Source organism: Rhodopseudomonas palustris (assembly GCF_003031265.1).
Classification (GTDB): Bacteria; Pseudomonadota; Alphaproteobacteria; order Rhizobiales; family Xanthobacteraceae; genus Rhodopseudomonas; species Rhodopseudomonas palustris_H.
This window is the reverse complement of sequence record NZ_CP019966.1, coordinates 3,496,567-3,508,759: the sequence shown is the minus strand read 5'-3', so window position 1 is coordinate 3,508,759 and position 12,193 is coordinate 3,496,567. Positions and strand designations below refer to the sequence as shown.

The 12,193-nt window shown below is 62.4% G+C and carries 10 protein-coding genes and 1 tRNA gene; 4 read left to right on the top strand and 7 right to left on the bottom strand.

Features of this window, described 5'->3' with window-relative positions; genetic code table 11:
- Positions 1-96 precede the first annotated feature (96 nt).
- From RPPS3_RS16385 to RPPS3_RS16375, 3 genes are all read right to left on the bottom strand, one after another.
- The gene (locus RPPS3_RS16385) at positions 97-1,923 is read right to left on the bottom strand and encodes an ATP-binding protein (RefSeq protein WP_107345031.1); all 1,827 of its coding nucleotides are present in this window, start codon (positions 1,921-1,923) and stop codon (positions 97-99) included.
- Positions 1,924-2,026: 103 nt separating this feature from the next.
- Entirely contained in the window at positions 2,027-3,475 is a 1,449-nt protein-coding gene (locus tag RPPS3_RS16380; RefSeq protein WP_107346645.1) for a hypothetical protein, read from the bottom strand.
- Between the two features lie 695 nt (positions 3,476-4,170).
- Positions 4,171-4,247 (bottom strand) — tRNA-Arg (locus tag RPPS3_RS16375).
- Positions 4,248-4,442: 195 nt separating this feature from the next.
- Between RPPS3_RS16375 and RPPS3_RS16370 the strand changes: the two genes are divergently transcribed.
- Positions 4,443-4,889 carry a hypothetical protein gene (locus RPPS3_RS16370; RefSeq protein ID WP_011158728.1) on the top strand — a complete coding sequence of 149 codons (447 nt, stop codon included), beginning with the start codon at positions 4,443-4,445 and terminating at the stop codon, positions 4,887-4,889.
- Between the two features lie 54 nt (positions 4,890-4,943).
- On the opposite strand, the gene RPPS3_RS16365 is transcribed toward RPPS3_RS16370, so the two are convergent.
- Positions 4,944-5,852 carry a PhzF family phenazine biosynthesis protein gene (locus tag RPPS3_RS16365; protein WP_107345030.1) on the bottom strand — a complete coding sequence of 303 codons (909 nt, stop codon included), beginning with the start codon at positions 5,850-5,852 and terminating at the stop codon, positions 4,944-4,946.
- A 151-nt stretch (positions 5,853-6,003) separates the two neighbouring features.
- On the opposite strand from RPPS3_RS16365, the gene RPPS3_RS16360 reads away from it, so the two are divergent.
- Positions 6,004-6,879, top strand: a complete 876-nt coding sequence (locus RPPS3_RS16360) for a DMT family transporter (protein ID WP_107345029.1) — start codon at positions 6,004-6,006, stop codon at positions 6,877-6,879.
- Between the two features lie 99 nt (positions 6,880-6,978).
- Here RPPS3_RS16360 and RPPS3_RS16355 read toward each other — a convergent pair whose 3' ends face one another.
- Both RPPS3_RS16355 and RPPS3_RS16350 read right to left on the bottom strand, forming a co-directional pair.
- Complete coding sequence (locus RPPS3_RS16355; protein WP_107345028.1) at positions 6,979-7,305, bottom strand: histone; 327 nt, start codon at positions 7,303-7,305, stop codon at positions 6,979-6,981.
- 78 nt (positions 7,306-7,383) lie between these two features.
- Positions 7,384-8,835, bottom strand: coding sequence for a cryptochrome/photolyase family protein (locus tag RPPS3_RS16350; protein WP_107345027.1), 1,452 nt, complete (start codon positions 8,833-8,835; stop codon positions 7,384-7,386).
- A 118-nt stretch (positions 8,836-8,953) separates the two neighbouring features.
- Here RPPS3_RS16350 and RPPS3_RS16345 point away from each other — a divergent pair, with 118 nt between their 5' ends.
- On the top strand, positions 8,954-9,352 hold the full coding sequence (locus RPPS3_RS16345; protein WP_107345026.1) for a DUF2177 family protein: 399 nt from the start codon (positions 8,954-8,956) through the stop codon (positions 9,350-9,352).
- Between the two features lie 289 nt (positions 9,353-9,641).
- Positions 9,642-10,217 (top strand): hypothetical protein, encoded by a 576-nt coding sequence (locus RPPS3_RS16340; protein ID WP_107345025.1) that lies wholly within the window; start codon positions 9,642-9,644, stop codon positions 10,215-10,217.
- Between the two features lie 36 nt (positions 10,218-10,253).
- Here RPPS3_RS16340 and RPPS3_RS16335 read toward each other — a convergent pair whose 3' ends face one another.
- Positions 10,254-12,104 carry a nucleotide pyrophosphatase/phosphodiesterase family protein gene (locus RPPS3_RS16335; protein WP_107345024.1) on the bottom strand — a complete coding sequence of 617 codons (1,851 nt, stop codon included), beginning with the start codon at positions 12,102-12,104 and terminating at the stop codon, positions 10,254-10,256.
- Positions 12,105-12,193: the final 89 nt, after the last annotated feature.

Sequence of the window (12,193 nt, the reverse complement as noted above, 5' to 3'; positions counted from 1 at the left end):
AAAGATGCCCTGCCGTCAGCGGCAAACGCGAACGCGCCAGCATGAAGGGGCTATCGACGCTCAAAGAAGCAAGAGGAGTGTGGGTATTCTTTCTCTTCAGTTCACAGCCGCCGGAACGCCTTGATCAGCAACAGATCCCGCATCCGTGTTTTTGCTAGTGCGCAGCTTCCGTCCAATATCCCGCCTCACATTTTGAAGCGCGTCGGCGAAGTCGTCCGCTGCCATGCTCAAGCTTTCCGGTGACGACGCTACTTCAAGCGCCTTTTGATCCCATTCCTTGCTGAGCTGCTTTGCCAGCGCATAAACAACGGTTCGGCCGACGCGCAAGATCATCGTGCGCTCCGCATGCTGCTTGACGAGTGTCCGCATCACTTCGGGATCAGGCGCGTCAGCATATTCCGCTTCAAGGATGGACTTGATTTCCGTAATTGACGGGTAGTTCATGTTGATAAAGAGTTGATTAGGCTCCATGACAAAGCGGGCCGCGCGGCCCTTGATACCGTTGTCTTCAATTTCCTGCTCGTCGTGGAGCAAGATGATTTCAGGGGCGCGCTCGACATTCTTAAAGAGATCGGCTCGCTTTGCCCCGTTTGGCAACACGGAAAGATCGGTCGGCTTCTGACGGCTGGCGTTGCCGCCGTCCTTTTGCGAACCCACTGGATCTGGCTCGACTGCCGAGCCACTGCCATTGGCGACGTTGGTCGAGCCATTCAGAGTGATCCGCGGCGAGAGGCGGCGAACGCGAAGGTTGTTCAGGAGATTTTGAAGCTCGTTACGAATGTCATCGCTGCTCGCGCTATCGGGCGCAAGCGATCTGATGAGTTCAATGAGCCATTCGGGGCGATTGTCGCGCACGATCTCCGCGAAGTCCGTTGCGAGAACATTCGGCTGCTCTCCCTGCGCATAGCGGAGAAATTGGCGATAGCCGTCCGGGACGATCGGATAACCGTCGGGCAGTTCGATGTGAACAGAGATATGACGGGGGCCGAACGGAATACCGAAGATCGGCGCGTCAAAAGTCCAATTCTTGCCTTTGCGAAGGTCGTACATCTCATCTTTATAGATAACGGCGCATGTGCTGACGGCTGACGCGACAGCGCCACTAATCGAGTTGTTGTGGCCAGTGCCGGCATAGGGAGCGTCATACAGGTAGTGGATTTTGATGCCGTTTGCGCAGGTTACAGTTTCGTGGCGCTCGAAAAAATTCAAGCGGCCGGAGATCGGTAAGAAGGCGCGATTGCCGTCGAGTTTATGTGTGCCCTTCAGCAGCGTGACCCTGACACCATCGGGCAAGCGATAAAAACGATGATAGAGGTACGTCGCAAGCCATTGTGCGTCCTGTTCGGGATCGCCGTTGTATGGGTCTTTCGCCGTATCCTGATCTTCCTCGTTGCCGTGCAACAGCACTTCCGTCCAATCCTCTGACAATGCGCGACCTTCTGTCATCGCGATGTCGGTGACGTCAGCCACTTCAACATACTCGCCGGTCTCAGGATCGTGTCGCCGCAAGATACCGTACACGCCATCAAGCTTGCACAGGATCACTTCATGGACTGCACCGTTCCTGCAGGAGCGATAGCGCATGCCGCGCTGATTTGACGGCAGAGACGCGACCTTGGCGCCCATGCCGAAATTTCCGTGCAGGCTCTTTTCCTTGCGGAGCGACGACGCGATGTTGCAAATTCGTTGAAGCTCGACGGCATCCAAGCCGGGGCCAGTATTCCAAATCGTCAGCTTCGGCGTCCCATTCACGGGCGTGGCGCTGATTTCCACCAGCCTGCGCCCTTCCGGCGCGTATCGCGCTGCTTCCAGCGCATTCATCATCAATTCGCGGATCATTGCCGTCTTCGGGCAACGCTCAATCAGGCTTGCAACGAGAAAGGGCTCGTCAACAACCTCCAACGCCTTAACGGTCGCGCTCATATCAACTCCTCAAAATTTGAGTCATCCCAGCTTTTGCGCGTAGCGACGCAAATTATCGCCGCACGCTCGGAGGGGCTTTTCCTCCGAGCGCAGGCAGATCGAGCTACGCGACCGCTTTTGAGCGATGCTTGATCAGTGCCTTTTCAAATTCGCCAACGGCAAACTCGTGGCTAGCTTCATTTTTAGACAACTTTTGAGGATCGAAGCGCGCCATGTCGAGAACCAACCGGTAAGCACCCGCGATGTCATTCAGATAGCGGTCGAGGAAGAGAAAAGGATCAGTCGACCAGACGACACGATCACCTTCAATCTTCATCAACCCTTTGAGGCCATACACGAGCGGCATGATAAGGCCGTCGGGATAGCGGTAGCTGACTTTCAGTCCGAGGTAGTGAGTGAGCGGCTGGCTCACCACGAACCCGCTTTTGTCTTTGGCTGCAGACCGCCGCGCCGGATCGTAGATCTTGACAATACTAGTCGCGCCGAACCGATAACCGTGGGAGTTGTATGCCTCTGGGAAGTCAGCGTAGATTTTGTCGTAAAGCTTCGGCAGATCTTTCAAAATGTCAAAGCAGCTTGCGACAGTCGCGTTGATCAACTCGTGAACCGGCCCATCGGTGCGCCTCGTCACTTCAGGGTTGACCATCAGCTTGTCAAATAGCTTCGAGCACTCGCCCTTGTTGCGATAGATGTTCTGCGGCGCGACTGAATGGCCCGGTGGAAGCAGCCTCTCTTCGCTAGCCTTGTTGAGCGGGATCCAAGCCAAGGCAAGCAAGTCGCGCACCTTGATGGGGCGGCTTTCGTTGCTTTCCCACTCGTTACTTTTCCACTCAACGCGATCGGCAATCTCTTTGTCCAACCTGCTCTGGATCTCCGCATAAAGACCCATCTTATTCGACTTGGTTTCCTGTGTCAGTTGCGCGTTATTATTGCGAGCCGCACAGATGTCCAAGACGGACATTTCGAACTGCTGGACGTTGAACTCGTCGTCGACGTTCGCTGGCACGATAAGTTCGACCGGCACGAGAAAATCGAACTTCTCTTTCATGCCTTCGAGTTCGCTGCGGTGAGCGTCCCACTGCTCCTTCATGTCTTCCCAAAGTGTAATTCTCCCCAGTTCGGCTTCGTCCAAAACATGTGAAAGCATGTGGATGCCGATACCGAGCATGTTGTGTCCGCCATCCAAAATACCTTCAGTCGAAGGATCTTCGAAATGCAAGTCGAACCGGCTGCGTTGCAACGCCTCATAGTTCGACGTGCCAAGAAGAATACCTTTCGACTTGAAAGGAAATAGTTCGGGCGTCGTTTCGAGAGAATGCAGGATGGCGTCGGTAACGCTGCCGGTCTTTGCCGCACGAGGATTGGCTTCGAGTGAGACGTTATCGAAAAGGGGAAACAAATCTCGCCCGCGCACGAAACCGATATACCGCTTAATTCCGGCAATAGAAGTCTCGACCTGAACGTGGCTCAGGCGATCCTCGTCACGCGTGTTGGGCTGCTCTGCTAAGATAGCAAAGCGCAAGATCAGCCTAGGTGATGCGGAGGGGGGCATAATAAACCAGTCCTTCTGTATGAAGAGACTGGCTTCAGCTGCGCTGTTCCTAACGAACAAGACACGGCCGGCACTGCCGAACGGGTTGGTCGCTTTCCAGCAACCGCTCAACTGAAACCATCTCAGGTTTCTTTTCAGCCTCCATCCGGAGGCGGGACATACTTTGAGCGAATCTTCTGAAAATGCAACCCCCGACTTCGGGGAGCGGGCACAGCCGCGTCAAAACGGCCAGCCATGGGAGCGCGCTCACGGGCCACTTCTGGACTTCTGTGGAGGTGCCCCCGGGAAGAGATTGAACTTCTGTCGGAATTCGGTGCCGTCGGGCGCTTGGTGGAAAGGGACGCGCGTCTACTTCTCGTACCGCATTGGTAAGACGCTGCCGCAGCTGTCGTCGTTCATCGAAAGCAAAGCTGCTGGCAAGAATTTCACCCGCACAAGAATCTTGGGCTATCGGGCAGGGTTGCAGCCTGCCCACCAAACGACGACGGGACCCCACCACGACGTCGGCGGCCCTTCGCAATTTCCCTATTTTGCGGCAAAGGACTTTTAGGCGATCGCGCTTCTTCACTACGCATCATCGTGGGGCAGGCCCTTACTCGATGTCGGATGCTCGGACTGGAAGCTACTGACGCTTACGTTAGTTGCACTTCATCTCCGACGGATTGTCCTTGGTTTTATTCCGAATGGTGGCAGTTTGGCGCGCTCGGAAGGATTCGAACCTCCGACCCTCGGAATCGAAATCCGATGCTCTATCCAGCTGAGCTACGAGCGCGGGGCCGGGGTGGGGCTTGCCGCCCGGCGAGGGCTTTCGAATACCCCACTTTTGCAGGCGCTTACAAGGGGGAGGGGGCCCCCATGATTTCGCCGGAATGTGCGCATTAACGTCGCGCAAACCAAACTCGGCCAAAGTGCCGGTGCCGGCCGAGGCCGGCCCGCTCCCCTTGTCGCCACGGGTTTCGACCGAACCATGCGTACGCTGTTCTCGTCGCTGTTATTGCCGCTGATGCTGCTGGCCACGCCGGCACGCGCCGATCTCCACATCACCCGGGATCACGGCGGCTATGTCGAGGAGTACAAGGCCAAGTACCAGCGGATCCGGGATCGCCGCGAGCGGGTCATCATCGACGGCATCTGCAATTCGGCCTGCACCCTGGTGTTCGGGATCGTGCCGCTGAACAAGATCTGCGTCACCCCGCGCGCCAGCTTGGGCTTCCATCAGGCCTATTACGACAAGGCCTTCACGTTCGGCATCAAGGTCACCAGCCTCGAGGGCACCTCGGAGCTGATGTCGTATTATCCGCAGCCGGTGAAGGACTGGATCGCCCGCAACGGCGGCCTGACCACCGAGATGAAGAAGATCAAGAACGGCGTCGATCTGTGGAAGATCGTCGATCCCTGCCCGGAAGAGTATTGAGCCCATCGGCGGTCTGACGGCCGAAGGCCGAGCGCCGGTCCAGCCTTTTCGGCCTCATGTCAGGCCGATCGTTCCCGCCATCACCGCCACGCATTGTCCGCCGATCGCGGTGGTGGTGACTTCGCCCCCGCGCTTCTCCGCGCTGGCGAACAGCAGGCTCGGGCGGCCCATCTCGAACCCTTGCAGGATGGTTTTCGACAGCGTCAGATCGGCTTCGGGGCGCAGCTTCGCCAACAGGCCGATCAGCGCGACATTGGCGCTACCGGTGGCCGGGTCCTCGGGGACCTTGTTCAGCGGCGCGAACATCCGGGCGCGGATGTCGATGGTGTCCTCCGCGGTCTGCACATAGAGCAGGACCTTTGACGTCGGGTAGCCGGCGATGTGGTCGCCGAAGAGGTCGGCGCGTGGGCTGGCGGCGGCGAGGGCGGTGCGGCTCTTCACCTCCGCGATGATGAAGCCGGTGCCGCAGGATGCGATGCACGCCCGGTGGTTGGCGATCTCGATGTCGCCCTCGCTGAGCGAGCAGGCCGCCGCGATGACATCGGGGGCAATCTCGTCGGTCACCGACAGGGTCTGCGGCGACGTCAGGCGCGCGCCGGTGACGGCGCCGCCGTCCTTGATCAGTTGGATCGGGACGAGCCCGGCCTTCTCTTCGAACACCACGCGATCGCCGGCAATGCTGCGGCCGTAGCTCTGCCCGATGCGGGCCAGCACGAAGGCGGTGCCGACATTCGGATGGCCGGCGAACGGCAGTTCGCCGTTGGGCGTGAAGATCCGAACCTGCGCGGTGTGGGCGGGGTCTTGCGGCGGCAGCACGAAGGTCGTCTCCGACAGATTGAACTCGCCGGCGATCGCCTGCATCTGCGCACTCGACAGCTCTTCCGCGTTGAGCACCACGGCGAGGGGATTGCCGCTGAACTGCTCGGAGGTGAACACGTCGACGGTTTCGAACTGCAGGCGCATGGCGGCTCCGGACGATGACGAACGCGCGGTGAGGGAAGGGCGGCGCGTTGATGATGACGATCCGTGCTGGTCGCGGCGGTTGCGGCATGGCATGGACGTTGCGCCATCGGGCGCTTGCCCGTCACCATACGATCGGGCCCTCGGGGAAACAATGAACCGTAACGCAGAGCATCTCGCTGGCCGCGCCGCGCCCGCTGTGTTTGTCGTGCTGTGGAGCACCGGCTTCATTGGCACCAAATACGCGCTAGCCGGTGCGGAGCCGCTGACCTACCTGTCGATCCGGATGATCGCGGTGGTGACGCTGATTGCGGTGATCGCCGCGATCGCGCGGCCGCGCTGGCCGAACCTTGCCGGCGTCGGCCACAGCATCGTCGCCGGACTGCTGGTGCACGGCGTGTATCTGGCCGGCACCTCGATCGCGATCGCGCATTCGGTGCCGGCGGGCCTGTCGGCCTTGATCCCGGGCCTCCAGCCGATCCTGACCTCGACGCTCGCCAATCGCTGGCTCGGCGAGCGCGTCACGCCGCTGCAATGGCTGGGGCTTGGGCTCGGTCTCGGCGGCACGCTGTTGATCCTGCACAGCCGCAGCCTGACCGGCGACATCGGCTGGGGCTGGCTCGCCTCGGCCTGTTCGCTGATCGGCATCACCATCGGCACGCTGTACCAAAAGCGGTTCTGCACCGGCATCGACTGGCGCGCCGGCAACATCATCCAATTCCTCGCCGCGCTCGCGCTGTTCGCGGTCGGCGCCCTGCTGTTCGAAACCCGGGTGGTGAACTGGACCACCGAGTTCGTGCTGGCGGTGGGCTGGCTGGTGGTGGTGCTGTCGATCGGATCGATCGGGCTATTGTACTGGTTGATCCGGCATTCCGCCGCGACCTCGGTCGCCAGCCTGTTCTACCTGGTGCCCGGCACCACCGCGCTGATGGCCTATGTGCTGTTCGGTGAAAAGCTGGACGTGGTGTCGATCGTCGGCATGGTGATCTGCGCGGCGGCGGTGTTTCTGGTCAACCGCGCCAAGGCGTAGAGGCGCAGGGCAGGCCGCACTCGCTTGCGCTCTGCGCGCAGCAAAAAGCCTCCGGGCAGGTGCTCCGGAGGCTTTCGCAGGCCGACGCGGATGAACCGCTCAGCGCTTGGATTTCTTGGCCTTCTTCGCCTTCTTCGGCGCCGCCTTCTTGGCCTTCTTCACGGTCTTCTTGGCTGCCTTTTTGGCCTTCTTGGGCGCCTTCTTGGCCTTCTTGGCGGCCTTCTTCGGAGCTTTCTTGGCTGCCTTTTTGGCGGCCTTCTTGCCTGCCTTCTTGGTCGCCTTCGCGGCCTTCTTGGCGCCGGCCTTCACCTTCTTGGCGACTTTCTTGGCCGCCTTGCGCGCCTTCTTGACCACGGTCTTGGCTGCATCGGTGGCCTCGGTGATCACCTCGCCCACCTGCTCGATAATCGGCTTGTCGTCGTCCATATTGATCCCCCAAGGGTTTGCAGATAACCGCGACGATAGCCGATTCGCGCAATTAGTAACGCTGCTAAGCGAAGTTGTTCAACGCTGACGCAGCTCGGCATAGGCCGAAAGCGCCCGCTGCCGGCCGGTTTTGTGGTCGACGATCGGCCGCGGATAGTTGCCGCCGAGCTCGATGCCGGCGGCGGCGAGTTCGAGCGGCGTTGCGGTCCACGGCTGGTGGATCAGGTTGTCGGGCAGGCCTGCCAGCTCGGGGACCCAGCGCCGGCTGTAGCTGCCACCCGCGTCGAACTTCTCGCTCTGCAGCAACGGGTTGAACACCCGGAAATACGGCGCCGCGTCGGCGCCGCAGCCCGCAACCCACTGCCAGTTACCGGGATTGCTGCCGGGATCGGCGTCGACCAGCGTGTCCCAGAACCACTGCTCGCCGAGCCGCCAGTCGATCAGCAAGTGCTTGACCAGGAACGAGCCGACGACCATGCGGACGCGATTGTGCATCACCCCGGAGTGCCACAGCTCGCGCATTCCGGCGTCGACGATCGGGTAGCCGGTGCGGCCGCGCTGCCAGGCGCTCAGCGCCGCCTCGTCGCTGTGCCACGGGAAGGCGTCGAACGCCGGCTGCAGATTGCGGGTCGCCAGATCCGGATGGTCGAACAGCAGATGCCGGCAGAACTCGCGCCAGCCGAGCTCGCTCAGGAATTTGTCGATGTCGGGCGCGATCGCCGGCCGCTCGGCGGCGGCAAAGCGCGCGGCGTACCAGACCTGGCGCGGACTGATTTCGCCGAACCGCAGATGCGGCGACAGGCCGGAGGTGACGTGCCGATCCGGATAGTCGCGCCCGTCCGCATAGCCGGGCAGGCCCGCGAGGAAGTCGGACAGCCGCGCCTGCGCGGCGGCTTCGCCCGGCGTCCAGGTTTGGCGGAGGCCGCCGGCCCAGTCCGGCGCCGTCGGCTCGAGCTGCCAGTCGCCGAGCTGATCACTCGGCGGAGCCGGCGCCGGCCGCAGCGCCTTCGGGCGGGGCAGGGGCTGTGGTGGATCGCCGAGGCTGAGCACCCGCCGCCAGAACGGCGTGAACACCCGCATGCCGCGGCCATCCTTGCTGCGGATCGCACTCGGCGCCACCAGCGTGTCGCCAGGGTGGCGGTGATATGCGATGCCGGCCACCGTGAGGGCATCGGCCAGCGCATCGGCGACAGCCCGATGCGGAGCGATCTCGATCTCGTTCCAATGCACCGCCGCCGCATCGCTCTGCTGCGCCAGTTCGGCCAGCACCGCGGCCGCCGGCCCGCGCCGCAGGATCAGCGGCGCACCGGCCACAGCAAGCTCGGCCTCGAGCGAGCGCAGCGATTGCCCCAGCCACCACCGCGCTGCGCCGCCAAGGGGGCGCACATCGTCGCTCACCTCATCGAGCACATAAACGCCCAGCACAGCCGCACCCGATTGCGCAGCAGCCTGCAACGCCGGATGATCGGCAAGACGGAGATCGTCGCGAAACCAGACGATGACGGGACGGGAGCTGGCGGTTGTCAGCACGTGGGCTCATCCTGGATACGAGGCTGCGATTTTGCGCCGCTGTCCGGCTGCGTCTGCAACCATCGACGAGGCGTTCCGTATTTGACAGGATGCATTCTGCTTTGTTCAGGAGGACGATTTGAAGCGCTACGGTCTGCTCTATCTGGCAACATTCATTGTCCTGATTCCGCTCGACTTTCTGTTCCTCGGCACGATCGCCAAGAGCTTCTTCCAGTCGCAGGTCGGCGAGATGCTCGGCGAGGTGAGGCTGTTGCCGGCTGTGCTGTTCTACCTGCTCTACGTCGTCGGCATCGTCATCTTCGTCAACGGCTCGGCGAACGCGACTTGGCAATCCTCGTTGTTGTACGGGGCGCTGTTCGGGCTGTTCTGCTACGCGACCTTCGAGCTGACGTCGCTGGCGCTGCTGAAGCACTGGACCTGGCCGGTGGTGGCGGTCGACATCTCGTGGGGGGCGTTCATCACAGCGGTATCGGGAACGCTCGGCCTGCTGCTCGCCGACTGGTGGTCGCCGCGCTGACCGCCGACGGCTCGACACTTAAGACGCTGAAGGACTGCTGAATGACCGGTGCGGCCAAATGGCCGCCCGGCAAAGCCGCTTTGCCGCAATTGCGCCGCCAGTGCGCCCAACCGCCGCCGGAGCGGCTTGCGAATTGAGCCGGCGAGACCGCTGCTGCGACAAATCGGCAACCCTGTTTCGAAACATCGTGGGTAATTCCGATCGAATCGAGCGCAGGAGCGAAGTCTTAACCAAGCGTTTACGCCAGCGTGGAAATGCTGGCCCAGAGCCAGAAAAACGAGTGAAAGCAATGACTGCCGTCGCCACCGCCGAACTGTTCGGCATCGACCCTCTCAACGTTTCGGATCGTTATACCGCCGCGCAAGCGCTCGGGGTCGTGCGGGATGGGATCATCACCGGCGAAGGCCCGACCACCCGCGGTCGGGTGCATTTCTCCCGCACCCTCGACGCCGCCGACACCGCGTGGTGCATGGGTATCCTGACCGCGTCCGCGGTCGACAATCAGCCGATCAGCCGGGCCGAGGCCGAAGCGCTGTTCGAGATCAACGATGCTGCTGCCGAGCGTGTCGATGGCGGCCGGTTTGATGATCTGTTCGCCAAGGCCGTCGCCCATCACGCCGCGGCCGCCTCCGGCCTGCCGGTGCCGGCGCGCAGCGTCGCACTGTCGCCGGACGTCGCGATCGAGTCCTGGGCTCCGACCCAGGCGGTCGGCGTCAACACCGAAGTCCTGGAGTGGATCTCGCGCCAGATGCGCGGCACCCGGCGCAGCAATCACACGCTGATGCGGCTGGTCGCCACGCTGGTCGGCGTCGCGACGCTGCCGCTGATCAGCCAGGTCCCGCAGATTTTCGATCTCGGCGTCTGATCGTCCGAAGCCAAGTTCTGCAAGCAAGCGGCGGGGTTATTTCCCCGCCGCTTTTTGTTTGGAGGTCTCGCCGTCGAGGCCGAGGGTGCGGCCCGGGAAGCCGGCGGCATCGAAATAGCGCTGCTCGCCGACGCGCTGCATCGCCAGCACGGTGCGCAGCCCGTTGGCGGCGTATTTCGAGCGCACCGTCTCCTGGGTGGCTTTCGGCACAGCGCCGTTCGGCATCGCCTCGGTCATCACCCGGCCGATCAGCTTGCCCTTGGTGGTCGGATCGAGCCCCATCAGCTTCGCCGCGGTGAACCCGACGTCGGCGTTGCTCACCGGCAGCGGGTCGGCGAAGCTGGCTTTGAAGTCCGGGCCGGTCGCCGCCATGAAGTTCATGGTATCGCCGCGGCTGAACGAGCCGTGCATGCCCTGGCCCTGGCGCAGCACGGTGTCGGCGACCTGCACCGAGCACTGCGTCTGCTCGGCGCAGCCGGACGCGTAGGACCGGAAGTTGACCACGATCGTTGGCGTCGGCGTCGCGGCCTTGCCCTTCAGGTTGAGCGCCGACAGCGGCAGCGCGCCGGGGAAGCTGCCGAGCGAGTCATCGACGAACAGCCCGCTGACGTAGTCCTGCTCGAGCAGGGCCCGGATGGTGCGGCCGGCGAGCTTCTTGTCGCCGGTCGGCAGGTAGATCAGGTCCGAGCCGCCATTGGTCGCAACCACCAGATCCGGCTTGGCCGTATCCTTGCCGAGCACGCCGTTGCCGGCCTTGGGGTGGGCGTTGTCGCCGACCGGCGCGTTGCCGTTGTTGGGATCGAACAGCGGCAGCTTCAGCGCCTTCGCCAGATCGATGGCGAGGAAGCCCATCGGCAGGAAGCCGGCCGGGGTGTCGTCGTAGCTCGCCTTGGCAGACGGCGAGGTCTTGCTCTGCTTCGAGATCGTCGAGAAGCCGTGGTCGGCCGAGACGATGATGTTGGTCGAGGCGGAGAGCCCGAGCTCATCCAGAGCTTTGCGCAATTGCGCGAGGTTGTTGTCCGCATTGCGAATTCCGGCCAGCGAGGTCGGCCCGTTAATGCCGGGTGTCAGCTCGTTCAGGCTATCGCCTTGATTGTGCTGGCTTCCATCCGGATCGCGGGACCAGAACACCAGCACGAAAGGCTTGCCGCGCTGCTTGAACAGCGGCAACACCGCCTTGGCGGCGACGTCGGCGAAATAGGCCTGCTGCACGACGTTTGCGACCAGTGTGCCGGGCGTCTTGGCGTCGCCGGCCTTGGCGTTCTCGCCGCGGGCCGGTGGCTTCTGCGGCAGCCCGAGCTTGTCGAGCTCGGCCTTGAAGTCGTCAGGCAGGGGCACGCCCTTCGGCGAACCGGTCGCATCATCGATCACGATCGAATGCGGACCCGGCTTGTCGGCCCGGTCGGTGTGGTCGAACAGCAGGGTCGGGCCGAGCTTGCCGATCGCCGCGGTGCTCAGCCCCTTGTCGCGGGCGAGCTTCAGCAGGCTTTCCTCGTTGAGGTAATTGCCGTCGAAATGATTATCGATGTCGCCGACGACGTCATCGTTCTCGATGAACGGAACCACGGTATTACCGGCCGGCGGAACGCTGTAGCCGGTATAGATGGTGTTGCTGAAGGTGCCGGTGTCGCCGAGATAATGCCCAGTCGCCATCGCCGAACCGTTCGCCATGGTGAAGGTCGGAAACAGCGAATGCGGATTCTTGAAATTGACGCCCTGATCGCGGAGCGCGGCCATCGCCGGGGCGGTCTCCGGGCTGACGGACTTCGCCCGCAGGCCGTCGGGAATGAACAGAATCAGGTTGCGGGGCGGAGTGTTCTGGGCGAAAGCGGTGGAGACGGACAGCAGGCAGAGGCCCGCGGACAGTAGGGCGAGTGTGCGGCGCATGACAGGGCCTTGGGTTGATTGGGGCCCACGCTGGGGACCCCTTCGCAATATCTAGTTTTCCCCGGCGACAGAATTGTTACAAGCACACC

Bases quoted from the DNA above. Each gene is read 5' to 3' on its own strand.
- RPPS3_RS16385 (WP_107345031.1), bottom strand. From the start codon at position 1,923: ATGAGCGCGACCGTTAAGGCGTTGGAGGTTGTTGACGAGCCCTTTCTC.
- RPPS3_RS16380 (WP_107346645.1), bottom strand. From the start codon at position 3,475: ATGCCCCCCTCCGCATCACCTAGGCTGATCTTGCGCTTTGCTATCTTA.
- RPPS3_RS16370 (WP_011158728.1), top strand. From the start codon at position 4,443: ATGCGTACGCTGTTCTCGTCGCTGTTATTGCCGCTGATGCTGCTGGCC.
- RPPS3_RS16365 (WP_107345030.1), bottom strand. From the start codon at position 5,852: ATGCGCCTGCAGTTCGAAACCGTCGACGTGTTCACCTCCGAGCAGTTC.
- RPPS3_RS16360 (WP_107345029.1), top strand. From the start codon at position 6,004: ATGAACCGTAACGCAGAGCATCTCGCTGGCCGCGCCGCGCCCGCTGTG.
- RPPS3_RS16355 (WP_107345028.1), bottom strand. From the start codon at position 7,305: ATGGACGACGACAAGCCGATTATCGAGCAGGTGGGCGAGGTGATCACC.
- RPPS3_RS16340 (WP_107345025.1), top strand. From the start codon at position 9,642: ATGACTGCCGTCGCCACCGCCGAACTGTTCGGCATCGACCCTCTCAAC.
- RPPS3_RS16335 (WP_107345024.1), bottom strand. From the start codon at position 12,104: ATGCGCCGCACACTCGCCCTACTGTCCGCGGGCCTCTGCCTGCTGTCC.